22 protein-coding genes are annotated in these 24,326 nt (G+C 70.4%); 2 read left to right on the top strand and 20 right to left on the bottom strand.

The genetic code is table 11. The features are described from left to right. Positions 1 to 196: 196 nt before the first annotated feature. The 11 genes from rplQ to ASG76_RS02690 form a co-directional block, all read right to left on the bottom strand. On the bottom strand, positions 197 to 793 hold the full coding sequence (rplQ, locus tag ASG76_RS02740; protein WP_056599784.1) for a 50S ribosomal protein L17: 597 nt from the start codon (positions 791 to 793) through the stop codon (positions 197 to 199). 66 nt (positions 794 to 859) lie between these two features. After that, entirely contained in the window at positions 860 to 1,876 is a 1,017-nt protein-coding gene (locus ASG76_RS02735; RefSeq protein ID WP_056599781.1) for a DNA-directed RNA polymerase subunit alpha, read from the bottom strand. A gap of 127 nt (positions 1,877 to 2,003) precedes the next feature. Continuing rightward, a complete protein-coding gene (rpsD, locus tag ASG76_RS02730; RefSeq protein ID WP_056599777.1) occupies positions 2,004 to 2,612 on the bottom strand; it encodes a 30S ribosomal protein S4 in 609 nt (202 codons plus the stop codon). A gap of 28 nt (positions 2,613 to 2,640) precedes the next feature. Beyond that, positions 2,641 to 3,036: a 30S ribosomal protein S11 gene (rpsK, locus tag ASG76_RS02725; protein WP_056599774.1), complete on the bottom strand. Its 396-nt coding sequence runs from the start codon at positions 3,034 to 3,036 to the stop codon at positions 2,641 to 2,643. Between the two features lie 73 nt (positions 3,037 to 3,109). Continuing rightward, on the bottom strand, positions 3,110 to 3,484 hold the full coding sequence (rpsM, locus tag ASG76_RS02720; RefSeq protein ID WP_056599771.1) for a 30S ribosomal protein S13: 375 nt from the start codon (positions 3,482 to 3,484) through the stop codon (positions 3,110 to 3,112). 156 nt (positions 3,485 to 3,640) lie between these two features. Further along, positions 3,641 to 3,754, bottom strand: a complete 114-nt coding sequence (gene rpmJ, locus ASG76_RS02715; protein WP_004008316.1) for a 50S ribosomal protein L36 — start codon at positions 3,752 to 3,754, stop codon at positions 3,641 to 3,643. A gap of 31 nt (positions 3,755 to 3,785) precedes the next feature. Further along, positions 3,786 to 4,007, bottom strand: a complete 222-nt coding sequence (gene infA / locus ASG76_RS02710; RefSeq protein WP_056599768.1) for a translation initiation factor IF-1 — start codon at positions 4,005 to 4,007, stop codon at positions 3,786 to 3,788. Positions 4,008 to 4,226: 219 nt separating this feature from the next. Then, entirely contained in the window at positions 4,227 to 6,692 is a 2,466-nt protein-coding gene (locus tag ASG76_RS02705) for a transglutaminase-like domain-containing protein (protein ID WP_056599760.1), read from the bottom strand. Continuing rightward, the gene (locus ASG76_RS02700; RefSeq protein WP_056599756.1) at positions 6,689 to 7,867 is read right to left on the bottom strand and encodes a DUF58 domain-containing protein; all 1,179 of its coding nucleotides are present in this window, start codon (positions 7,865 to 7,867) and stop codon (positions 6,689 to 6,691) included. Before ASG76_RS02700 ends, ASG76_RS02705 begins: the two co-directional genes overlap by 4 nt. Before the next feature lie 7 nt (positions 7,868 to 7,874). Then, positions 7,875 to 8,846 (bottom strand): AAA family ATPase, encoded by a 972-nt coding sequence (locus tag ASG76_RS02695; protein WP_056599752.1) that lies wholly within the window; start codon positions 8,844 to 8,846, stop codon positions 7,875 to 7,877. A gap of 46 nt (positions 8,847 to 8,892) precedes the next feature. Next, complete coding sequence (locus tag ASG76_RS02690) at positions 8,893 to 15,159, bottom strand: Ig-like domain-containing protein (protein WP_157558914.1); 6,267 nt, start codon at positions 15,157 to 15,159, stop codon at positions 8,893 to 8,895. Positions 15,160 to 15,386: 227 nt separating this feature from the next. Between ASG76_RS02690 and ASG76_RS02685 the strand changes: the two genes are divergently transcribed. Continuing rightward, positions 15,387 to 16,487: an FHA domain-containing protein gene (locus ASG76_RS02685; RefSeq protein WP_157558913.1), complete on the top strand. Its 1,101-nt coding sequence runs from the start codon at positions 15,387 to 15,389 to the stop codon at positions 16,485 to 16,487. Beyond that, positions 16,484 to 17,893, top strand: coding sequence for a serine/threonine-protein kinase (locus tag ASG76_RS02680; RefSeq protein WP_056599740.1), 1,410 nt, complete (start codon positions 16,484 to 16,486; stop codon positions 17,891 to 17,893). The genes ASG76_RS02685 and ASG76_RS02680 overlap by 4 nt, the downstream gene beginning before the upstream one ends. A 46-nt stretch (positions 17,894 to 17,939) precedes the next feature. On the opposite strand, the gene ASG76_RS02675 is transcribed toward ASG76_RS02680, so the two are convergent. The 9 genes from ASG76_RS02675 to rplF all read right to left on the bottom strand — a co-directional run bounded on the left by ASG76_RS02675 (position 17,940) and on the right by rplF (position 24,293). Next, positions 17,940 to 18,965 carry a TerC family protein gene (locus ASG76_RS02675; RefSeq protein ID WP_056599738.1) on the bottom strand — a complete coding sequence of 342 codons (1,026 nt, stop codon included), beginning with the start codon at positions 18,963 to 18,965 and terminating at the stop codon, positions 17,940 to 17,942. Between the two features lie 205 nt (positions 18,966 to 19,170). After that, the gene (map, locus tag ASG76_RS02670) at positions 19,171 to 19,995 is read right to left on the bottom strand and encodes a type I methionyl aminopeptidase (protein WP_056599733.1); all 825 of its coding nucleotides are present in this window, start codon (positions 19,993 to 19,995) and stop codon (positions 19,171 to 19,173) included. 8 nt (positions 19,996 to 20,003) lie between these two features. Continuing rightward, a complete protein-coding gene (locus tag ASG76_RS02665) occupies positions 20,004 to 20,579 on the bottom strand; it encodes an adenylate kinase (protein ID WP_056599730.1) in 576 nt (191 codons plus the stop codon). Next, positions 20,580 to 21,875 carry a preprotein translocase subunit SecY gene (secY, locus tag ASG76_RS02660; RefSeq protein WP_056599726.1) on the bottom strand — a complete coding sequence of 432 codons (1,296 nt, stop codon included), beginning with the start codon at positions 21,873 to 21,875 and terminating at the stop codon, positions 20,580 to 20,582. It abuts the gene before it with no gap. A 202-nt stretch (positions 21,876 to 22,077) separates the two neighbouring features. Next, entirely contained in the window at positions 22,078 to 22,518 is a 441-nt protein-coding gene (rplO, locus tag ASG76_RS02655) for a 50S ribosomal protein L15 (protein ID WP_056599721.1), read from the bottom strand. A gap of 1 nt (position 22,519) precedes the next feature. Then, positions 22,520 to 22,702 carry a 50S ribosomal protein L30 gene (rpmD, locus tag ASG76_RS02650; protein WP_056599717.1) on the bottom strand — a complete coding sequence of 61 codons (183 nt, stop codon included), beginning with the start codon at positions 22,700 to 22,702 and terminating at the stop codon, positions 22,520 to 22,522. Next, positions 22,702 to 23,319 carry a 30S ribosomal protein S5 gene (rpsE, locus tag ASG76_RS02645; protein WP_056599713.1) on the bottom strand — a complete coding sequence of 206 codons (618 nt, stop codon included), beginning with the start codon at positions 23,317 to 23,319 and terminating at the stop codon, positions 22,702 to 22,704. Before rpsE ends, rpmD begins: the two co-directional genes overlap by 1 nt. A 46-nt stretch (positions 23,320 to 23,365) precedes the next feature. Continuing rightward, positions 23,366 to 23,749 (bottom strand): 50S ribosomal protein L18, encoded by a 384-nt coding sequence (rplR, locus tag ASG76_RS02640; protein ID WP_056599708.1) that lies wholly within the window; start codon positions 23,747 to 23,749, stop codon positions 23,366 to 23,368. A gap of 1 nt (position 23,750) precedes the next feature. Further along, positions 23,751 to 24,293: a 50S ribosomal protein L6 gene (rplF, locus tag ASG76_RS02635; RefSeq protein WP_056599707.1), complete on the bottom strand. Its 543-nt coding sequence runs from the start codon at positions 24,291 to 24,293 to the stop codon at positions 23,751 to 23,753. Positions 24,294 to 24,326 lie beyond the last annotated feature (33 nt).

Here is a 24,326-nt window from a genome sequence, read left to right as displayed (position 1 = left end):
CCCAGAACTCGCGACGTACCTGCTGGGGAAACACCCGCCGAGCCGCCATCGCAAACACCCCTCACTACGAGGTGTTGCATCCAGACCTTGAACCCAAGACCACGGAATGTGGGTGGGCCACCCCCACTGCCAGCCCCGCAGACGCACGAAGGCCCGCCACCCCAGCAGGGTGACGGGCCTCGTGGTGGCGCGTGGATCAGGCCTTGGACTCGTCCTCGGCAGCCTCAGCGGCGGCCTCGTGCTCCTCGGCAGCAGCCTCGTGCTCCTCAGCGGCGGCCTCGTGCTCCTCGGCAGCAGCCTCGTGGGCCTCGGCCGCGGCCTCGTGCTCCTCGGCAGCGGTCGTCGCCTCGGTCTCGTCGACCTCGGTCTCCTCGACGGCCGGCGCGGGGGCGGCGGCAGCCACGGTCTTCTTCGTCGAGGGAGCCTTGGGGCTGTAGGCCTCGGTCACCAGCTCGATGACCGCCATGGGGGCGTTGTCGCCCTTGCGGGGGCCGATCTTGGTGATGCGGGTGTAGCCACCGGGACGCTCGGCGAAGGTCGGCGCGATCTCGGTGAACAGCGTGTGCACCACCGACTTGTCGCGGATGGTCTTGAGGACCTCACGACGGTTGTGCAGGTCGCCGCGCTTGGCCTTGGTGATCAGCTTCTCCGCGACCGGGCGCAGCAGGCGCGCACGGGTCTCGGTGGTGGTGATCCGGCCGTGCTCGAACAGGGCGGTGGCCAGGTTCGAGAGCATCAGGCGCTGGTGGGCCGGGCTACCGCCGAGGCGGGGGCCCTTCTTGGGCTTGGGCATGTCATTTCCTTCTCTCGGGCCGTGTCAGGTACCCGGGTAGACGACCGGCGGGCGCCGGTCGGTTTGTCAGAGCTGCTCGTCCTCGATGAACGCGTCGTCGTCGTCGTCGCCGTAGGCGGCAAGGGCGGCGTGCGGGTCGAAGCCGGGAGCGCTGTCCTTGAGCGAGAGGCCCATCTCGACGAGCTTGGCCTTCACCTCGTCGATCGACTTGGCGCCGAAGTTGCGGATGTCGAGCAGGTCCTGCTCCGAGCGGGAGATGAGCTCACCCACGGTGTGGATGCCCTCGCGCTTGAGGCAGTTGTACGAGCGGACCGTGAGCTGCAGGTCCTCGACCGGGAGGGCGAGGTCGGCGGCGAGCTGCTCGTCGACGGGCGACGGGCCGATGTCGATGCCCTCGGCCTCGACGTTGAGCTCACGGGCCAGGCCGAAGAGCTCGACCAAGGTCTTGCCGGCCGAGGCGATCGCGTCGCGGGGACGGATCGACGGCTTGGTCTCGACGTCGATGACGAGCTTGTCGAAGTCGGTGCGCTGCTCGACTCGGGTGGCCTCGACCTTGTAGGTCACCTTCAGCACGGGGCTGTAGATCGAGTCGACCGGCATGCGGCCGATCTCGTTGTCGGCGCCCTTGTTCTGCACGGCCGAGACGTAGCCGCGGCCGCGCTCGACGACGAGCTCCATCTCCAGCTTGCCCTTGTCGGACAGCGTGGCGATCTTCAGCTCGGGGTTGTGCACCTCGACACCGGCGGGCGGGGTGATGTCGGCGGCGGTGACGTCACCGGCACCGGACTTGCGCAGGTACATCACGACCGGCTCGTCGTGCTCGGAGGAGACGACGATGCCCTTGAGGTTGAGGATGATCTCGGTCATGTCCTCGGTGACGCCCTCGATGGTCGAGAACTCGTGGAGGACGGAGTCGACCTTGATGCTGGTGACCGAGGCACCCGGGATGGAGCTGAGGAGCGTACGACGCAGCGAGTTGCCGAGCGTGTAGCCGAAGCCGGGCTCGAGGGGCTCGATGACGAACCGCGAACGGAACTCGTCGACGGTCTCTTCCGTGAGGGTCGGGCGCTGAGCGATAAGCACGGAGTTCTTCCTTTCCGGATCCACCCGCTATTTGACGGATCCGAACATGGTGAGGATGGCGGAGGAGAGCAGGGTCAAGAGGGGCGTCGGTGGCCGCCCGAGAGCTCGGACGACCACCGACACCGCGTCACTTCTTGGAGTAGTACTCCACGATGAGCTGCTCCTGGACCGGCACGTCGATCTGCGCGCGGACCGGGACCTGGTGGATCAGGATGCGCATCCGCGAGGGGATGACCTCCATCCAGGCGGGGGTGACGCGCTCGCCGTGGGTCTCACGAGCCACGATGAGCGGGGTCAGCTCCAGCGACTTCTCGCGGACGTCGATGATGTCGTGGTCGCTGACCTGGAAGGACGGGATGTCGACCTTCTTGCCGTTGACCAGGAAGTGGCCGTGCACGACGAGCTGGCGGGCCTGGCGGCGCGTACGGGCGAAGCCGGCGCGGTAGACCACGTTGTCGAGGCGGCACTCGAGGAGCTGCAGGAGGTTGTCGCCGGTCTTGCCCTGGCGACGGCTGGCCTCCTTGTAGTAGCGGACGAACTGCTTCTCCATCACGCCGTAGGTGAAGCGAGCCTTCTGCTTCTCACGGAGCTGCAGCAGGTACTCGGACTCCTTGATGCGACCGCGGCCGTGCTGGCCGGGGGCGTAGGGACGCTTCTCGAAGGCAGCGTCGCCGCCGACGAGGTCGACACCGAGACGGCGCGACTTGCGGGTCATGGGACCGGTGTAGCGGGCCATGTTTCAGTCTCTCTTTCTCAGTCTCGGGTCAGACGCGGCGGCGCTTGGGCGGCCGGCATCCGTTGTGCGGGGTGGGCGTGACGTCCTGGATGGTGCCGACCTCGAGGCCGATGGCACCCAGCGAACGGATCGCGGTCTCGCGGCCCGACCCCGGACCCTTGACGAAGACGTCGATCTTCTTCATGCCGTGGTCCATGGCGCGACGCCCGGCGGCCTCGGCAGCCATCTGCGCGGCGAAGGGGGTGGACTTGCGCGAGCCCTTGAAGCCGACGGTGCCGGCAGAGGCCCACGAGATCACGGCGCCGCTGGGGTCCGTGATGGTGACGATGGTGTTGTTGAACGTGCTCTTGATGTGGGCTTCGCCCTGAGCGATGTTCTTCTTCTCCTTGCGGCGGACCTTGGTCGCGCGGCTCTTGGGAGGCATTCACTAACTCCTGATGAGGTCTGGTCTGGAAGCTTCTGGGAAGGGAGCGGGGATCACTGCGCCGGGGCGCAGGTCACTTCGCCTTCTTCTTGCCGGCGACGGTGCGCTTGGGGCCCTTGCGGGTGCGCGCGTTGGTCTTGGTGCGCTGACCGCGGACCGGGAGGCCCATGCGGTGGCGGCGACCCTGGTAGCTGCCGATCTCGATCTTGCGGCGGATGTCCGCCTGGACCTCACGTCGGAGGTCACCCTCGATCTTGAAGTTGGCTTCGATCTCGTCGCGAAGCTTGACCAGCTCCTCGTCACCGAGCGTGTGGACCCGGGCGTTCGGGTCGACGCCGGTGGCAGCGAGCAGCTGCTGGGCGCGGGTACGGCCGATGCCGTAGATGTAGGTGAGTGCGATCTCGATGCGCTTGTCGCGCGGGAGGTCAACACCAACGAGGCGTGCCATGTGGCGGTTCCTTGTCTGTTCTCGCATCGGTTTCTGGTCGTGTCGCGTCCCATCCCGCCTCGGGTGGGCTCCGGCCGGTGCTCCGGAGGTGACTTCAGTCGGACGGTGCCGACCTAGCGATCACGTTGTGGGTGCTTCAGTGGTGGAGCAGGTCTCTCAACCCTGGCGCTGCTTGTGGCGCGGGTTCTCGCAGATGACCATGACCCGGCCGTGACGGCGGATGACCTTGCACTTGTCACAGATGGGCTTGACGCTGGGGTTGACCTTCATGTCAACGAATCCTTGCTACTCGGCTGGACGATCACTTGTAGCGGTAGACGATCCGACCCCGCGTGAGGTCGTACGGCGAGAGCTCCACCACGACCCGGTCCTCAGGGAGGATCCGGATGTAGTGCTGGCGCATCTTGCCGCTGATGTGGGCGAGCACCTTGTGTCCATTGGCCAGCTCGACCCGGAACATGGCGTTGGGAAGGGCCTCCACGACGGTGCCCTCGATCTCGATCACGCCTTCTTTCTTCGGCATGTCCTCCACAATCTGTTGCAGTGTCTGATCACATACTGTCTACCGGTCGCCCGGGAACCGCCCGGCTCCCTCGACCTGCAGGGAACCGGTGGACCTCGTGGGCGGATCCGCGAAACCTCTTCCCGGGCACGCGACCGCTTCGTCTGCGACGAGTCGGTCGAGGTCCGGGCAGCCGCGAGGCGCCACGAAACACAGCCCACGTTGGGCCGACGCACCAGTTTAGTCAGGCGCGCTCCGAGAACGCCAATCAGCGTTACCACGCAGCCGGGCGAGCCGACCCGCCCGGGGTCGTACGTCGTCCGCCGGGGCGCCCGGGCCCGCATCCGCCGTGGCGTCGGGCTCCTCGGCCGGCGTAGGGCCGCCGCGGCGCAGCGAGCGCAGGCTGACCGCGGCGCGGACCCGCTGCCAGCGGCCCACCTGCTGCGACATGGCGCGACGCTCGGCGTCGACGGAGTCCCAGTAGGTCGAGGCCGCGGCCGGTTCCGGCACCGCGGGGCCGAACACGAAGCTGTCGGCCCGCCTCGCGAGCGCGCCTGCCTGGTCGGACACGATGCCGGCGGACTGCTCGCGCCGGGTGACGGTGGGCCCGAGGGGCACCACCTGGCCGAGGTCGCGCGCGTGGTCGACGAGCTCGCGCCAGGCCCCGACGAACCGGGCGGAGGCCGAGTCGGCGCTGCGGCGCCGGTGCCGGCGCCAGGCCTTGAACGCCACCACGGCGCCCAGCAGGAGCGCGAGCAGCAGCACCGGTGCGCCGACGTAGGTCACCACGGCGCCCATCCATCCCGGCACGCCGGGGATCAGGCCCTCGTCGTCCTGCTCGGCCTTCTTGCGGGTGGCCTTGCGCTCCTTGAGGTCGGCGTCGCTCTGCTCCCCCGCGTCGGACGGCGGCGGGATCGGGTTGGGCGGCGGGATCACGGTGCCCGACATCGGCGTGTTGGTCTCCGGGACCTGGTCGGCCGGCGGGGTGGTCGACATGAAGGCGTCGGTGGGCAGGGTGCGCCACGAGCCGTCGGCCGCGCGGAGCTCCACCCAGGCCGAGACGTCCTTGCCGGTGACGCTGCCGCCCTCGGGGACCGTCGCGCCCAGCACGACACGGGCCGGGACGCCGATGTCGTTGGCGATGAGCGCCATCGTGGCGGCGTACTGCTCGTCGTTGCCGACGATCTGCGGGGCGTTGACGAACTCGTCGGAGAGCCGCCACACGCTGTGGCCGCCGACGTAGACCCGCTCGGTGCGGCCCACGCCGTCGGAGTACTTGCCCTCGGTGCGCAGGTGCTCGGCCGCTGCCAGCACCCGGTCCATCGGGTCGCTGCCCGCACCCTCGGTCCACTTCTCGGTCGGCCCCTGCACGAACGCAGCCCCGGGCGGCAGGGGCGCGGTGGGCTCGGACGAGCCGACGGTGGCGTCGGTGAGCTCGTCGTCGGGCTCCACGGCGGTGAAGGAGTAGCGGTCGCCCGGGCGCAGCCCGGTCGGCACCACGGCCGTCGAGGTGGCGAGGTTGTAGCGGAACACCTCGGCCTTGGCGCGCGCGTCAGTGGTCTCGAAGTCCATCGACTGCAGAGCACCGACGGTGGGCAACCACACACCGTTCCAGCCTTCACCGAGCGTGACCGTCACCTCGACCTCGTCGCCCTCGACGGGGTTGTCGATCGTGGACGACACGCGCTGGAACGAGTCGTCGGCCGGCCCGGGCAGGGCGTTGTCGCTCGCCCCCCAGACCATCCCGTCGTAGCGATCCATCGTCGCGAAGCGGACCAGCGTGCCGGGAGCGACCCCGTCGATGTCGAGGAGCGTCTTGTCATAGACGTTGGCGGGGTTGGACTCGCCCTTGAGGTCGACGTACTTGCGGAAGCCCGCCAGGGGCGAGGGGTAGCGGCCGATGTCGAAGGGCGGCTCGACCCAGTTGCGCGCGACCGCGCGCTGGTCGTCGGCGACGAAGCCGCTGGCCGGCAGCGCGACCCCGGCCGCCAGCGCCAGCATGGCCACCGCACCGGCACCGCGGACCCACGACGTGGCGCCGCCATGCACGGTCGCGCTCGCCCGGCGGGCCCGGAGCGCGAGCCAGGCCAGGGCCAGGGCAGAGAACACCGCACCCTGGAGCACCAGCGACTGCGGGTGGCGTACGCCGAGCAGGATCGCGCCCGAGAGGACGGCGGTCATCCCGAGGACGGGCAGCGCCGCGGCCAGCCAGGCACGCCGCACCGGCTGGTGCGCCAGCCCGAGGCCGACCAGACCGGCGAGCAGGCCCGCCAGCCACGGCAGCACCAGGAGGGGGCCGTCGCCGTCGATGGGCGGCAGGGTGGTGAGCAGGTCCTTCCAGCCGAAGACCGCCTGGTCGGCGACCCGGGCCAGGGTCGAGGGGCCGGGCAGCACCGAGGTGTCGCCCAGCGCGCGCAGGCACAGCGGGCCCCCGAGCAGGAAGAACACCGCGAGGCAGATCACGACCGCGGAGATGATCGGCCACCCCGCCGCGCGGGCGAGGTGGGTGACGGCGACGGCGATGACCGCACCCAGCATCCCGACGACGAGGTAGGCCGAGCCGGTGAAGGAGGTGCCGAGGGCGCTCAGCGCGATCGCCGCCAGCGCGAGCGTGAAGGCGATGTCGGTCCAGGAGTGCCGGTCGGGCACCAGCGCGTGCGCGCGCACGCGGGTGCGGGTGCTGGTCGACGTGCTGCCCCGCCTCATCGCACGCTCCAGCGCAGGAGGCCGCCGAGGTCCTCCTTGGCGGCGAGGTGGAGGACGGGCAGGCCGCCGGTGTCGGTGACCTTGCTGGTGCCGCCGGGGTCGACGGTGATGCCGAAGCGACGCACCTCCGGCGGGAACGCGGCCGCCGCGCGCAGCAGGTCGGTGAACCCGGTGGCGCTGCCGCCGACGAAGAAGGCCAGGCTGGTGTCGGGCGCCAGCATGGTCGCCTGGCGACCCGACTCCACGACGCCGCGGTCGCCGAGCTCCGCGCGGCACACGGCGTCGAGCGCGAGGTGGGCATCGGTGCCCGACGACGCGTGGGCGCCGCAGACGAAGGACACGTCGAACTCGTCGAGGACCGCTCGGACCGCGATCGAGGCGGCGACGGCCATCGCGGTCTCGAAGTCCTCGGGGTCGCCCCACGAGGCCGCACGGTCGTCGACCACGATCGTGGCGTGGCTGCGGCGGGTGTCGAGGTACTGGCGCACGAGCAGCGCGGACTCGCCGGTGGAGGCCATCACCTTGGCCGAGGAGCGCCAGTGGATGTGGCGCAGGTCGTCGCCGGGGACGTACTCGCGCAGCGCGTGGAAGGCCAGGTCGCTCTGGCTGACCGCGTCGGTGGACACGCCCTCGAGGTCGCGCAGCAGGCCGGCGCCCAGCGACTCCATCGGCACCAGGTGCGGGCGCACGAGCACCTCGCGCACCGGCGTCCAGACGACGTCGCGGGAGAAGATCCCTACGGGGTCCCCACGACGGGTCATGGCCGGGCCGACGGCGATCACGCCACGGCGCTCGGTGCGGATCGTGAACGACTCCTCGTGGGTCGCGCCGGGCGCGAGCGAGCTGATGCCGTAGCGGTGGACGGCCGAGCCGACCGGCACCTCGAGGGTCGTCGGGACCAGGCGTGACGACGCCCGGTTGGCCACCAGCACCCCCGCGGCCACCGACTCCCCCGCCGCGACGCGCTCGGGCTGCAGCCGCAGGTCGACCGCGACCGACGTGCGACCGAGGAGGAAGGGCAGCGCGAGCACGAGCAGGGCCACGCAGGCCACGGACAGCACCGCCAGCTCACGCCACTGCGCGAGCTGGGCGACGACGCCCGTGCCGATGCCGATCACGAGGAGCAGCCAGCCGATCGGCTTGACGACCTCGAGGGCCTGGGTGATGCGCTTCATCGACGGCTCAGGCCCCGACCCGGTCGGTCGGCGGGGCGACGGAGTCGAGCAGGCGCGAGATCACGGTCTGCACGTCCACGCCGCTGAACTGCGCCTCGGCGTCGAGCAGCACGCGGTGGGAGAGCACCGGCTCCGCGAGGTCCTTGATGTCGTCGGGCACGACGTGGTCGCGGCCGTCGGCGGCCGCCCACGTCTTGGCCACCCGGACGAAAGCCAGGCACCCGCGCGGCGACAGACCGAGCTTGACGTGGGGCTGGCGGCGCGACTCCTCGGCGAGCTCGGCGACGTAGCCGATGACCGCGGGGTCGACGTAGACCTCGTCGGCCAGGCCGCTCATCTGCGCGATGGTGGCGGCGGTGATCACGGGGGTGACCAGTCCCGCGCGGTCGCGGACGGCGGCGTTGTTGAGCAGCTCGACCGTGGCCTGGCGGTCGGGGTAGCCCACCGAGGTCTTCATCAGGAAGCGGTCCAGCTGCGCCTCGGGCAGGCGGTAGGTGCCGGCCTGCTCGATCGGGTTCTGGGTGGCGATCACGAGGAACGGCCTGCCGACCGGGTGGGCGACGCCGTCGACGGTGACGCGGCCCTCCTCCATGACCTCGAGCAGGGCCGACTGCGTCTTGGGCGAGGCGCGGTTGATCTCGTCGGCGAGCACGATCGTGTGGAAGATCGGGCCGGGGTGGAACTCGAAGGTGCCCTTGTGCTGGTCGTAGACGGTCACGCCCGTGACGTCGGAGGGCAGCAGGTCGGGGGTGAACTGGATGCGCGCGTGGCTGCCCTGCACGGTGTTGGCGAGCGCGCGGGCGAGCATCGTCTTGCCGGTGCCGGGGAAGTCCTCGATCAGGATGTGGCCCTCGGAGAGCAAGCAGGTCAGCGCCAGCCGTACGACATGGCGCTTGCCGAGGACGGCCTTCTCCATGTTGTCGGTGAGCTGGTCGAAGGTGGACTTGAACCACTCGGCCTGTTCGTGGCTGATCGTCATGTTGTCTTCCTGTCAGAGTGAAGATGGGCGGTGCTGCCCGCGCTGGTCACCACGACCCGGAACCGCTTTGTTGTTGACCCCACAGGCCCGTTCCCTGACAGGTCACCGTGGCCCCGTTGGGTGCGTACCAGTCGGTGTCTTGGGAGACCGCGCCCGCGCCCGTGGGACCGAAGTTGTAGGTGCGCCATCCGGCGTAGGCGGTCCATGGCAGTGACACCGAGCAGGTGAAGTTCTCGTAGAAGCCTTGGGCCGTGAAGGTGATGAAGCCGCACGAGTTGACCTCGCAGGGCGGCGGCTTGTTGTTCCCCGGGCCTTGCCAGCAGTCGTTCGCCGGGTCCGTGTCGTCGTCGCGGCAGATGCGCGTGAGTGGCCTGGTGACCCCGACCCCGGGCACCGGGACGCCGCTGATGGACTGCTTGGCCTTGAAGCTCTCACCACGGCCGACGGGCGCGCTGTCCTGCAGTCGCACCTCGAGCCGCGTGGTCTGGGCGAAGTCCGCTGTCGTGCTCGATATCGACTGGCTGAAGGAGCCGACCGCGGTCAGGTTGATGGTGGGTTGCGCCACCCCGTCGATCCACACGGCGAGCTGGGCCGGGTCGCCGTTGCTGGAACCGCTGACCGTCCACGTGACCGTCTTGCCGTTGACGACCGGGTCCGGGATGTCGCTCAACATGTTGTCCAGGCGCCCGAACGTCTGCACGTTCTGTTGCCCGCTCAGCGTGCATCCCGCGGGGGCATCCTCGTTGCATACCCGGAGCTGGACGGCGTAGGGCTGTTCGTTGCCGGGCGTCGAGACACGGGTGGTGTTCGTGCCGGTCTGCTGGGCGAAGGTCTTGAGGACCAGGCCTCCGACGAGGACCTCGACCCGGCTGGTGCCACCGCGTGACTCCGGGACTGTGTAGGTGACCTCCGCCTCTTGGCTGACACCGGTGGGGCGCACCTGGAACGGACCCCAGGGGGCGGGGCGCCCCACGGCCTCGATGGAGGTGCCCTCGCTGGCGGGCGAGCGGTTGCTGATGTTGTAGGCGACGACGCGGTAGGTGTAGACGAGCCCGTCATAGTTCACCCCGGCGTGGGTGCAGGTCAGCGACGCGAGCCGCACGCACCCCGGCACGTTGCCCGAGGTGGTGCCGTTGGTGTAGCTCACCGTGTAGGTCGTCGGCCCCGGGCCCTCGGGCAGCACGGCTCCCCACGTGACCTGCAGGCTGGTCTGGTTGGCCCCGGCCTCGAGGTCGGTGACGGCCGGTGCCGGCGGTGCAGGCGGCGTGCCAAGCGGCTGGAGCTCGGGCGACTGGCGCACCCCGGAGTAGTCCACCTCGTTCTGCGCCTTGACCGAGAAGACGTACTTCTCGTTGTTGTTGAGCCCCGTGGCCGTGAAGCTCAGCGTGTTCCCGGGGACCGCGACCCCCGGGTTGCCGCCCCAGCTGATCGTGTAGTCGATGATCTTGGAGGTGGACTTCGGCTTGTCCCAGGCGATCGTGATGGAGCCGTCGCCACGGTCGACCATCCGGATGTTCTGCACCCGTCCGGGAGCGGTATCGGCCTGCGCGGTCTTCGACAGGCCGCTCCAGTCGCTCTCACCGACGCGATTGACCGCCTTCACGCGGAAGGTGTAGCTGCGCCGCTCCTCGAGGCCGCGGAAGATGCACTCGTTGGTGTCGCACCGCTGGGTATCACCGGTCCGCTCCTCGCGGACGACGTAGTGGAGGATCGGCGCCCCGCCGTCGTCCTTGGGCGGCGTCCAGCCCATCTCGACCGTGCCGACCTGCTGCGAGAGCGGGTAGGGGCGCGGCTCGCCGGGAGCCTCCGGCACGCCGACGACCTGGAAGTCGATGCGGCCCTCGGCCGTGCGGGAGGGCGAGGGGTCCGAGGACGAGACGTCGCTGACGGCGATCCGGAAGCCGGCCTTCACGCCACGGGTGTCCTTGTCCGCGGTGAGCGTCAGGCGGCTGCCCTCGTAGGTGGCGCGCACCCCGGCGTTCTGCCCGACGTCCTGCACCGACACGATCGTCGGTTGGGGGTCGGCGACCCCGGCCTGGAGGTAGTCGGCGAGGTCGTAGGTGCGGGTCTGCCCGGCCTCCATCGTCTCCACCTTGATGGGCGAGAGCCGCGGCGCCGGGGCCTGCGCGAGGCGGAAGCGCACCACCTGGGTGTTGCTCTCCCCCGCCTGCACCGTGAGGGCGGCCTCACCGCCCTGGGTGGCGGTGTCGGCGGCGCTGACCGCGACGACCGAGCCGTCGGGGCTGCCGACCGCGACGCCGTCGAGGGACTGGCTCCACTCCGCGCTGTAGTTGAGCCCGACAGCGTCGCGCGGGTCGAGGGTGTAGACCTTGCAGAAGGTGGCGATGTCGAGGTCGATCCGCTGGCCGCCGGCGATCGGCAGCACCGTGGACGGGCACTGGAGGGTGGGCTTGTCGTCACCCACCTGCACCGGGATCGACAGCAGCACGGTCGCGCCGTCGGCGGTGGTGGTGGTGTCCTCGTTGCCGCTCGCGTCCTTGGCCGAGGTGACCTCGACGAGCACCGCACCGGGGCCGCGGAAGCCCGGCGGGGCCGTGAGGGTGAAGCTGCTGGCGTCCTCGGCGCCGACCTGCAGGTCAGCGGGCGAGGCGGAGTAGGAGCGCCGCCCCGACGCCAGGCGTACGTCGGCGCCGTCCGGCGCTGCGACGAGGTCGCCGAGCTTGCGCGTGACGCTCTCACCCGCGTCGAGCTCGATGAGCGTGTCGGGCAGGACGTAGGGCAGGCCGTTGCCGGTCGGAGGGATGTAGACCGAGGCGACCGCGGCCGCTCCGTCAGCGTCGCGCACCTCGAAGGGCAGCACCTTGGGCGCGGCACCGCGGTTGGCCCTGACCTCGGCGCCGTCCACGACGCGGGCCGTGTCGTCGCCGCTGACCCGGGTGACCCTCAGGTCGGCGGCGTCGCCGTCGGGGTCGTAGGCGCCCTCGAGCACGTCGACCACGACGCTCCCGCTGTCGTCGGCGCGACCGAAGGCGTCGTAGACGATCGGCGGGTTGTTGTAGTCGGCCTCCGTCTGCAGCGTCATCGTCGCGCGGGACTCGCTGAGGCCGTTGGTCACCCGGTAGACGACCGTCAGGGGTGGGGCGTCGAGGGACTCGGGCGCCGTCACGGTGACGAGGTTGGTGTCGGGGTCGAGCGTCGCGCCCCCCGCGTCGCCCAGGAGCTCGACCTCCACCGAGTCCCCGGTCGCGATGAAGTCGTTGGCGAGGGGGTCGAAGGTCGCCGTGCGCCCCGGCTGCACGGTGAGGCGGTCCTCGACCGCCAACGGCGGCTGGGGCTGGCCCGGCTCGACCACGGCGATGCGCACCATCCCCGTGGCAAACGCACCCTGGGAGTCCACGACGGCGTAGGAGAACTCGTCGGTGCCGGCGGTGCGCGGGTAGGCCTGGTACTCCAGGAAGTTGCCGCCGTAGGACGTGATGCTGCCCAGGCGAGGCGCCGAGGTGATGCCGGTGACGGTGACCGGGTCGCCGTTGCGGTCGACGCCGACGCCCGGCACCCGGACCTTGACGGTGTCACCAGAGACCACACGGGCCTCCAGCGTCGGGGGCTCCGGAGGGTCGTTAGGGTCGTCGGTGGGCACGACCGTCACCTGGAGGCGACCGCTGGCGCGCTTGCCGTCGAGGTTCTGTGCGATGTAGGTGACGGTGTAGGTGTCGCGCTCTTTCACCACGTCGGGCGCGACGTAGCGCACCACGCGTCCCGACACGAACGCCTGGCCCACGTCGCCCTTCACGTCGATCGGGGCGACGACCTCGAGCTGCCCGGGGGTCTCGCTGTCGACCAGGACGTTGAGCAGGGTGAGCCGGTCCCCTGACGGCGACACGTCGTTGTCGAGCACGGGTGCTGACACGGCCGAGCCCGCACGCACCACGACCTTGTCGGCCACCGTGATGGGGGTGTTGTCTGCCGGAGCGGCACGCTGCGTCACCACGACCTCGCCGCGCACGCTGGCGCTGGCGCCGTTGCTGATCGTGTAGGAGACGGTCTGTGTGGTCGGCGTGAGATTCGGCCGGACCGCCGAGATCCGCAGCCACCGCCCGTCGATGATCGCGACGTCGAGCTGCCCGTCGACGTCACCGGCGGCGCGCTGCACCACGAGCAGCTTGCCGGCCGGGTCGAGGTCGTTGTCGAGCACGTCGACGATGCCGGGCGCCTGCCCGAAGACGGTGAGGGTGTCGGGCATCGCGATCGGGTCCGCGGCCCGCTTGGGACGGGGCTTCACGTCGACGCGGATCGTGCCCTGGTCGAGCGGCGCGTTGCCGTAGCCGGCGTCGTAGCCGAGGAAGTAGGTGCCCGGGCGGTCACCGGTGAAGGTGAGCTGGCCCGCGTCGAGGTCGGACACGATCCTGGCGCCCGGCTGCTGTGGCACCTTCCCGCCCAGGACGAGATCGGCGTTGGGCGTGCCCGGGTCGGAGCCGGGCAGGTCGTTGAGGAGCGGGCGGATCTTGATCGGCTGCCCGACCTCACCGCGTACGACGTCGGGCTCGGCGCTCGGCGCGAACGCCCGCTGGTCCTTGGGCGCCTGCACCTGGAAGCTCAGCGACTTGCGGACCGCCTCCGAGCGGCCGTCGGTGACGGCGAAGTCGACGCGCACCAGCTGCTGGCCCTCGGCACGGGTGGTGGGCGCGGTGAACCGGATCCGGCCGTCGGCGGTGACGCGCGCGGTCGCACCCGACACCTCGCCGCCCACGGCCGTGGCGGAGTCGAGGAGCAAGGTGTCGCCGTCGCTGTCGTCGCGCCAGTCGGCGAGCACCGGCACGGCGAGCGCTCCGCCGCTGGGGACCTTGTAGGTCGGCCTGGTCCACCCCTTGCGCAGCGCCGGCGCCTCGTTCTGCCGCTCGGCGCGGACCCCGACGTCGACGGTGGCGTGGGCCGAGACGCCGTTGCGTCCGTCGTCGATGAAGTAGTCGAACCTGGCCGGACGCGCGTCGTCGGGCATCTGCAGGACGAGGGTCTGCCCGTCGGGGCTGATCTCGACGCGCGCGCCGCCGCTGGGCTGGTCGACGTCGACGATGCTCAGCAGCCGGCCCTCGGGGGCCGAGTCGTTGTCCAACGGGTGCAGCACAGTCGTTCGACCGGCGCGCACCCCGTAGCTGTCCGGCTCGGCGCGCGGCGGGCGGCGGTCGGCGTCGGTCTGGTTCTCGTTGTCGTTCTCGTCGTCCTCGCTCTGCTTCTTCGAGGTGAACGCTTCCCAGTTGTCGATCTTGATCGGGTGGTCCTGCTCGACGTCCCACACCCTGCCGCTGGCGGCGTCGTTGAGGACGATCTCGCCGCGGTTGACCCGGAACGCCAGGTTGGTGGCGCTGCCCTTCAGCGTGTTCTCGGTGACCTCCTCGGAGCCGCACTTCACCGCGACGGCACCGAGACCCCCCGACCACGCGCCGAACACGCAGGCACCGAGTCGCACCGGCGCGACGGGCGTACCGGACAGGTCGGACACGGTGGTGGACTCACCGGAGTCGAGGTCGATGCTGAGCAGGGCGTCGGGCGCGCCGACCAGCACCGCGTCGTAGGCCGGTCCGGCCTGCTGCAGCTCGCTCCCGGGCGGCACCGACGTGGTGGCGCCGCCGACGACGCTCAGAACGCCGGTGTCGGCGTCGAGGGTCACCACGCGGTCGCCGACCATCGTCACGTCGGAGACCTGTCCGGCGTCACCGGGCAGGTCCTCGGTGCGGGGCTCGGAGAACACGCCGCCGCGGGGTGCCAGGGTGGTGACCGTGCCGGCGTCGGTCGAGGTGGCGACCACCGTGCCGTCCTGGGCGACCGCCAGCGCGGCGCCCTCCCCCACCTCGGCGAGCGGCTCGGCCTGCCGGTCGACGGCCGTCATCACGGGCTTGCCGAGCTCGGCGTCGTAGCGCACCGCCCACAGCTCACCGCTGTCGGCGTCGACCGTGGCGAGGGTGCCGCCGGCCATCCGCACGTCGCCGGTGGTGGGCACCGCGGCCGCGCCACCGTCCTGCGACTCCAACCGGCTGGAGTCGATCGACTGGCCACGGCCGGCGTTGAGGTTGAGGGTGACGACGGCCGCACCGTCCTGCAGCACGTCGAGACGGGTCTTGCCCTCGGGGCTCGGGACGACGCCGTCGAGCTGGTTGATCGGCTTGTTGAGCCGACCCGACCAGCCGAGCTTGCCGTTGACGACCCACACGCCGCCGTCGTTGAGGTCGGCCTCGTGCCGCTTGTAGCCGCTGGCCGAGATCGCGTAGGCGACCACTGCCCCGGTCGCGACGGAGAGCGCGAGACCGGACGCGATGCCCGCCCGGTGTCGACGCACGAAAGCCGAGCGTGCCACGCCATTCCCCCTTGGCCACACGAATTGACGTGCGCCCGCCGCAGTCAACCACAGGAGGGTAAGTATGTCGTTGAGGTTCCGACAAGTCGGGACCGCCTGCGCCGGACGTCGGCGATGGGTGATGATGGGGCCGTGGGCGTGCACGAGGGGAGCCGACGTTGATCGTGGATGCGAGGTACGCCGGGGGGTCGGGAGTGCTCCTCGGCAGTGGCGCCCACTGGGTGCTGATGACCGATCCGTCCGACGAGGACGTCGTGCAGGAGGTCTGGAACGCCCTGTCGGGCACGGGCTCCACCGTGGGGGTGGTCGAGCAGGTGCTGGCAATCGTCGAGAAGGCCTTCGAGGGCGACCCGCCCGGGCTTGCGGTGGTCGACTTCTCCTCCGGCGCGTCGACCACGATGTCGCGCGGCACCGGGCACGTACGCCTCTCCGGCGCGACCCGGGTGCTCAGCCTCGACGGTGGCAGCGACCCCGACCGCCTCCCCACCACGCGGCGGCTCCTCGGCGGCGTGGTGGCCGCGGACCGCGTGGTGCTCGAGCCGGTCTCCACCCGCACCGCACCTGCGCCCCGCGCGGCGCAGGTGCCGGCCCCGCCCGCCTCCGCGGCCCTGATCGACGGCATCCCTGCGTCCATCCTCGCCGCCAGGGGGCCGGACGGTCCGCCCCCGCGCACCCGCACGCTGCGCCCCGCCGAGGACACCGGCTCGCTCACGTCCGAGCCCGACCCGCTGGTGGTGCAGCGCATCGAGGAGGGCGCGCACACGACCATCCGTCCCGCGACCGCGCCGCACCACGCCCCGGAGCCCGACGACCACGACGGCTCCACCACCCACCGCCCCGCACACCTGGCGCACAGCACGGCGCCGACGGTGCTCGCGGTCAGCTGCCCGCTCGGCCACCTCACGCCGCCCGCGGCGCCGCAGTGCCGCGTGTGCCACCAGCGGGTCGCGCCGCAGGAGCCGCGCCGGGTCGACCGGCCCCCGCTCGGCGGCCTGCGCCTGCCCACCGGCGAGGTGGTGCCGCTGGACCGCGGCGTCGTCCTGGGCCGCAAGCCGGCCCCTGTCGACGGCAGCACCGACTGGCCCCACCTCGTGCACCTGCCCTCGGACCACTCCTTCGTGTCGCGACAGCACCTGCAGATCGAGCTCGACGGATGGGACGTCGTGGCCCGCGACCTCGACAGCCGCGGCGGCACCACCATCGCGGCACCGGGCCGTGACCCGCAGCGGATGCGCCCGGGCGACGCCTACGTGCTCGAGGCCGGTACGGTCCTCGACATGGCGCACGTCTACGCCGTCCGCTACGAGACCGGACCGGGCACCCGGTGAGCGCACCGGTCATCCCCGGGTTCGCGTTCGTCGAGCACCTGGGCAGCGGCGGCTTCGCCGACGTCTTCCTCTACGAGCAGCAGTGGCCGCGCCAGCGCGTGGCCGTCAAGGTCGTACGACCCGACGTCCCGCTCACCGACCGCGAGAAGTACCTCTTCACCGCCGAGGCCAACGCGATGGCGCGCCTGGCCGACCACCCCTACATCGTCTCGGTGATCACCGCCGGCGTGACTGCCGACGGCGGCCGGCCCTTCCTCGTGATGCGCTACTGCCCGCCGCCCGACCTCGGCATCCGGGTGCGCTCCAACCCGATGTCGCCGGTCGACGCGGTGTCCACCGGCATCAAGCTGGCCAGCGCGATCGAGACCGCGCACCGCTCCGGCATCCTGCACCGCGACATCAAGCCCAGCAACGTCCTCGTGACGACCTACCACGAGCCTGCCCTCACCGACTTCGGCATCGCGGGCCACATGGCCGAGGTCGAGGGCGACAACGACGTCCGCATCTCCTACCCGTGGTCGCCCCCCGAGCTGCTCGACGGACGGTCCAACGGCTCGGTCGCCTCCGACGTCTACTCCCTCGGTGCCACCATCTGGCACCTCCTGGTCGGCCGCTCGCCCTTCTCCATCCCCTCGGGCGACAACTCGACCCGTGCCCTGAGCGCGCGCATCCTGCACGCCGCTCCCCCGGCCACGCAGCGTCCCGACGTGCCGCCTGCGCTCGACCGCCTCCTCCAGCAGTGCCTGGCCAAGCGTCCCGAGCACCGACCGGCCAGCGCACTCGAGCTCGCCCGCGCGCTGCAGCGCATCGAGGCGGCCGCGGGCTGGGCCCGCACGGCAGTCGCGGTCGAGGGCGACCGGCCCGACTCCTCCGTCGCGGCGCCGCGGGTCGACGAGGCGCCCGAGGACGCCACCGCGATGAAGCCGGTGACGGTCATCTCGGCCAGCGGCCCCCGGCGGATCGCCGCACAGGTCGCAACACCGGAGACCGACGACTCGTCCGACGACGGTGGCGGCGTGCCCGCCCTGTTGTGGGCCGCCGTCGGTGTCGCCGTGCTGGCGCTGCTCGTGGGCTTCGTCGTGATGCGCGGCGGTGCGCAGGAGGAGGACCCCGGCGTGGTGGTCCCGACGTCCTCCCAGACCCCGAGCCCCGTGGTGCCCGACGTGCTCGTCGAGGCACCCACGTTGACCGGCAGCCGTACGCCGCGCGGCGTGCTCTTCGAGTGGCGCGCTCCGGTCCCGGTGGAGCCGGGCGACACCTTCAGCTACCACCGCGACGACACCGACGCCTACGGCAGCACCGAACGGCAGCGGCTGCTGGTGCGCACCGACGAGCCGGTGTGCCTCGACCTCCGCATGACGCGCGGCCAGGACAGCTCGCCCCGCGCCAACGAGTGCGTGACCTGAGCGCGGGCTGAGGTGCCCCAGCCCGCGCGCGGGGTCGGGGTCGGGGTCAGTCGTCCTCCCAGTCGCGGCGCGGACCCGTGGCGGCGTCCTGCTGCTCCGACGTCATCCGGTTCGAGGCCCACAGCGAGACGACGGCGGTGACCGCCAGCGTGGCGAGGATGACCACCAGCGAGAGCCAGATCGGGATGTCGGGCGCCCACGTGATGGGCTCGCCGCCGTTGATGAACGGCAGCTCGTTCTCGTGCATGGCGTGCAGCACGAGCTTCACGCCGATGAAGGCGAGCAGGAACGCCAAGCCGTAGGAGAGGTAAATCAGGCGCTGGAGCAGGCCGCCGATGAGGAAGTAGAGCTGGCGCAGGCCCATCAGCGCGAAGATGTTGGCCGTGAGCACCAGGTAGGGCTCCTTGGTGATGCCGAAGATCGCGGGGATCGAGTCCAGCGCGAAGAGCAGGTCGGTCGTGCCGAGGGTGATGATCACGATGAACATCGGGGTGATCATCCGCTGGGCGCCGTCGCTGTGGAACAGCTCGCGGCCGTGCCACTCCGACGTCGCCGGGAAGCGGCGCTCTACGAAGGCCACGACCCGGTTCTCCTCGAACTCGTCGTCCTCGTCCTCAGCACCCTCCTTGGCCAGCTTGACCGCGGTGTAGACCAGGAACAGGCCGAAGAGGTAGAAGACCCAGCTGAAGTTGTTGATCGCGGTGGCGCCCACGGCGATGAAGATCGCGCGCATGCCCAGCGCCATCACGATGCCGATCATCAGGGCGTACTGCTGGAGCTCTCGCGGCACAGCGAACTTCGCCATGATGATGATGAAGATGAACAGGTTGTCGATCGACAGCGAGTACTCCACCAGCCAGCCGGAGAAGAACTCCAGCGCCGGGGTGCCGCCGGAGGTGAACCACACGCCGAGGCCGAACAGGACCGCGAGGCCTACGTAGATGGTCAGGTAGGTCGCGCACTCCTTCATGCTCGGCTCGTGCGGGCGACGCCCGACCACGGCGAGGTCGAAGGTGAAGATCGCGAGGGTCACGACGCCAGTGGCGATCCAGACCCAGGTGGGGACGTCCACGCTGGTAGCTCCTTGGAATGGGGGTGCGTTCGGTGTCCGCGCAGCGCACGGACGCCGGAGGTCTCTTCCGCTCGCGACGAGGGCGAACCAGTGGCACCGGGCTCCGCTCGCGCGTGAGCCGTGCTGACGACACCACCACCGGGGAATACTCCCCTCCAACCCGGCCAGTCTCCCATGCCGCGTCGGGCAGGCGCGAAATCGCTGCTCAGCGTCCGCCGAACGGGACGCCCAGCTCGGCCAGGCGCGACTCACCGCCGTCGACGGCGGTGAGGACCCAGGTGCCCTGCGCGGTGACGGTGAAGGTGTGCTCGAAGTGCGCGGCGTACGAGCCGTCGACCGTCGCCACGGTCCACTCGTCCTCGAGCAGGTCGGTGTGCTTGCTGCCCAAGGTCACCATCGGCTCCACGGCCAGGGCGAGTCCCTCGACGATGGAGGGCCCTCGACCGCGACGGCCGTAGTTGGGCACGTTGGGAGCCATGTGCATCTCGGTGCCGATGCCGTGCCCGGTGTAGTCCTCGAGGATGCCGTAGCGACCGTGGGCACGCACGCAGGTCTCGATCGCGTGGCTGATGTCGCTCACGCGGCCGCCGAGGCGGGCCGCGGCCATCCCGCGCCACAGGGACTCCTCGGTGACGCGGAGCAGCTCACGCACGTCGTCAGCGACCTCGCCCACCCCGACCGTGATGGCGGCGTCGCCGTGCCAGCCCGCCACGATGGCCCCGCAGTCGACCGAGACGACGTCACCCTCGGCCAGCACGCGCTCACCGGGGATGCCGTGCACGACCTCGTCGTTGACCGACGCGCAGATGGTCGCCGGGAACGGCGGGTGGCTGTAGCCCTTGAACGACGGGATGCCCCCGTGGTCGCGGATGTGGGTCTCGGCCAGGGTGTCGAGCTCGAGCGTCGTGACGCCCGGGCGCACCGCGGCACGCAGCAGCTCGAGGGTCTCCCCCACCAGGCGGCCCGCCACCCGCATCAGGTCGATCTGCTCGGGGGTCTTGATCTCGATCCCGCGGTCGCGGAACGCCATGGAGCCGCTCAGCTCTGCGGGACCACGTCGAGGGCGGCGAAGATGCGGGCCGTCACGTCGTCGACCTCACCCATCCCGTCGACCTCGATGAGGATGCCGCGCTCGCGGTAGACCTCGATCAGGGGCTCGGTCTGCTCGGCGTAGACCTCCTGGCGGCGCCGGATGACGTCCTCGGTGTCGTCGGCACGGCCGTCGGTCTGTGCGCGCTGGAGCAGCCGCTGCACGAGCTCCTCCGGGTCCACCGTCAGCACCACCACGGCGTCGAGTCGGTGGCCGGTGAAGGCGATCATCCCGTCGAGCTCGGTGACCTGGGCCAGCGTGCGCGGGTAGCCGTCGAGGAGGAAGCCCGGGCCGGCGTCGTCCTCGTCGATCCGGTTGCGGACCATGCGGTTGGTGACCTCGTCGGGGACGTACTCGCCGGCGTCCATGTAGCGCTTGGCCTCGACGCCGAGCGGCGTGCCCTGCGACACGTTGGCCCGGAAGATGTCACCGGTCGAGATGGCCGGGACGCCGAAGTGGTCGGCCACGAAGCGGGCCTGCGTGCCCTTGCCCGCTCCCGGCGGGCCCATGAGGATGAGTCTCATCTACTTCAGGAATCCTTCGTAGTTTCGCTGCTGGAGCTGGCTCTCGATCTGCTTCACCGTGTCGAGCGCGACGCCCACCATGATGAGGATGGACGTGCCGCCGAAGGGGAAGTTCTGGCTGGCCTCGATCGCCGCGAAGGCGATCAGGGGCACGAGCGAGATCAGGCCGAGGTAGATGGCTCCAGGGAACGTGATGCGGGACAGGACGTAGGACAGGTAGTCCTCGGTCGGCTTGCCCGCCCGGATCCCGGGGATGAAGCCGCCGTACTTCTTCATGTTGTCCGCCACCTCGACGGGGTTGAAGGTGATCGAGACGTAGAAGTACGTGAAGAAGATGATCAGCAGGAAGTACGCCGCCATGTAGAGCGGGTGGTCGCCGCCGACCAGGTAGGTGCCGATGAAGTCGAGCACGGGGTTGGTGCTGTCGGGGTTGAACTGCACCGCCATCGCCGGCAGGTAGAGCAGCGAGGAGGCGAAGATGACCGGGATGATGCCGGCCTGGTTGACCTTGAGCGGGATGTAGGTGGAGTTGCCGCCGAACATCTTGCGCCCGACCATGCGCCGGGCGTACTGCACCGGGATGCGGCGCTGAGCCTGCTCGATGAAGATGACGGCCGCCACGAGGATCAGGCCGATCACCATCACCACGCCGAAGACGACCCAGCCCTTGGACGTCTGGACGCCCCACAGGGCCGTGGGGAAGGTCGCGACGACCTGGGTGAAGATCAGGATCGACATGCCGTTGCCGATGCCGCGGTCGGTGATGAGCTCGCCGAGCCACATGATGACCGCGGTGCCGGCGGTCATCGTGATCACCATGACGAGGAACGTGCCCGTGCCGTCGTCGTGCAGCAGGTCGCGCTCACAGCCCTGGAGCAGCGCCTTGTTGCGCGCCAGCGCCACGATGCCGGTCGCCTGCAGGACCGCGAGGCCCAGGGTCAGGTAGCGCGTGTACTGGGTGATCTTCGCCTGACCGGCCTGCCCCTCCTTCTTCAGCGCCTCGAGCCGTGGGATCACCACGACGAGCAGCTGCAGGATGATGGAGGCCGTGATGTACGGCATGATCCCCAGCGCGAAGATGCTGAGCTTGAGCAGCGCACCGCCGGAGAAGAGGTTGATGAGGCTGTAGAGCCCACCCTCCTCGAGCTGGTTGATGCAGGCCTGGACGTTGGCCACGTGGACGCCCGGGGTGGGCACCTGAGAGCCGAGCCGGAAGATCGTGACGATCAGCAGCACGAACAGCAGCTTGCGCCGCAGGTCCGGCGTCCGGAAAGCATTGGCGAACGCGCCTAGCACTGGTTCCTCTTTCGTAAGGGTGCCCGGCCAGGATCGGCGGGCGGACGAGACACTCCCGCCGTCGTACGGCGGAGAGCCCGGGGAAGCCTAACAGTCGGGGTTCGGCCCCCTCCCACCGTCACAGCGGGAGAACGACGAAGGCCCGGCCGACAGTTCCCACTGTGCGGACGGGCCTTCATCACGATCGTGCGACGGCGCGGCCTCAGGCCACGGTCGCGGTGCCGCCGGCGGCCTCGATCTTCTCCTTGGCGGAGCTCGAGAACGCGTCGACGCTGACCTGGACCGCGACGGAGATGTCGCCCTGGCCCAGGACCTTGACGGGCTGGCCCTTGCGGACGGCGCCCTTGGCCACGAGGTCCGCGACGGTCACCGAGCCACCGTCGGGGAACAACTCGCCGAGCCGGTCGAGGTTGACGACCTGGAACTCCACGCGGAAGGGGTTCTTGAAGCCCTTCAGCTTGGGCAGGCGCATGTGGATCGGCATCTGGCCACCCTCGAAGGCGACCGGGACCTGGTAGCGCGCCTTGGTGCCCTTGGTGCCTCGGCCGGCGGTCTTGCCCTTCGAGCCCTCACCACGACCCACGCGGGTCTTGGCGGTCTTGGCGCCCGGAGCGGGACGCAAGTGGTGCAGCTTGAGCGTCATGTCACTCCACCTCCTCGAACGTCACCAGGTGACGGACGGTGTTGATCATGCCCCGGATCTCCGGGCGGTCTTCCTTCACGACGACGTCGCCGATCCGCTTGAGACCGAGCGAGCGAAGCGTCTCGCGCTGGTTGGCCTTGAGGCCGACCAGCCCACGCTTCTGCTGGACCTTGAGCTGTGCCATTACGCCTGCACCCCCGCGGTCTCGGCCTGGCCCTCGGCGCGCGCCTTGAGCAGCGCGGCCGGGGTGACGTCCTCGACGCGCATGCCGCGACGAGCAGCCACGGCCTCGGGCTCCTCGAGCATCCGCAGCGCCTCGACGGTGGCGTGGACGATGTTGATCTGGTTGGACGAGCCGAGCGACTTGCTCAGCACGTCGTGGATGCCGGCGCACTCGAGGACCGCACGCACCGGGCCACCGGCGATCACGCCGGTACCGGGAGCGGCGGGACGCAGCAGGACGACGCCTGCGGCCTTCTCGCCCTGCACCGGGTGCGGGATGGTGCCCTGGATGCGGGGGACCTTGAAGAAGTGCTTCTTGGCCTCCTCGACACCCTTGGCGATCGCCGCGGGGACTTCCTTGGCCTTGCCGTAGCCGACGCCGACCAGGCCTTCGCCGTCACCGACGATGACGAGGGCGGTGAAGCTGAAGCGACGACCACCCTTCACGACCTTGGCGACACGGTTGATCGCCACGACCCGCTCGATGTAGACAGACTTCTCGGCCTGGCCACGACCATTGTCGCGTCCGCGACGGTCGCCCGAGCCACCGCTGCGCTGTCCGCGCTGGGCTCCGCTCATGAGATGTGCTCCATATCTAAGTTCTCTCTCTGGTCGCGTGAGGCGATCAGAAGGACAATCCGCCCTCCCGGGCGGCATCGGCGAGGGCCGCGATGCGACCGTGGTACTTGTTGCCGGCACGGTCGAAGACGACGTCCTCGATGCCAGCAGCCTTGGCGCGCGAGGCGACGAGCTCGCCGACCTTCTTCGCCTTGGCGGTCTTGTCGCCCTCGGTGCCGCGGACGTCGGCCTCCATGGTGGAGGCGTAGGCCAGCGTCGCACCCTGGAGGTCGTCGACGACCTGCACCGAGAGGTGCTTGGCCGACTTGGTGACCACCAGGCGCGGACGCTCGGCGGTGCCGTTGATGCGCTTGCGACCACGCGCCTGGCGGCGCAGGCGGGCACGGACGCGGTTCGCGGTGTGCTTGTTGTTGCTCAGCGAGATCGCCATGTCACTTACCGGCCTTTCCGACCTTGCGACGGATGTGCTCGCCGGCGTAGCGCACGCCCTTGCCCTTGTAGGGCTCGGGCTTGCGGAGCTTGCGGATCTTGGCCGCAACCTCTCCGACGAGCTGCTTGTCGATGCCGACGACACCGAGCTTGGTCGGGCCCTCGACGGTGAAGGTGATGCCCTCGGGGGCGTCGAAGATGATCGGGTGCGAGTAGCCGAGCTGGAACTCCAGCTGCGTCGGACCCTTGGGCAGGACGCGGTAGCCCACGCCCACGATCTCGAGCTTCTTCTCGTAGCCCTCGGTGACGCCCACCACCATGTTGTTGATGAGCGTGCGGGTCAGGCCGTGGAGCGAGCGGCTGTTGCGCTCGTCGTCGGGACGCTGCACCTCGAGGATGCCGTCCTCGCCCTTGGCGACCGTGATCGGGGAGGCGATGGTGTGGGACAGGGTGCCCTTGGGGCCCTTGACCGTCACCAGCGACTCGTCGATCGCGACGTCGACACCGGACGGGACCGCGATGGGGAGCTTGCCAATGCGCGACATGCTTCTCTCTCTTCCTGGTCTCAGATGGTCCGG

The sequence above is a fragment of the Nocardioides sp. Soil774 genome (assembly GCF_001428125.1).
GTDB lineage: Bacteria > Actinomycetota > Actinomycetes > Propionibacteriales > Nocardioidaceae > Nocardioides.
This window is presented reverse-complemented; position numbering and strand designations above follow the sequence as displayed.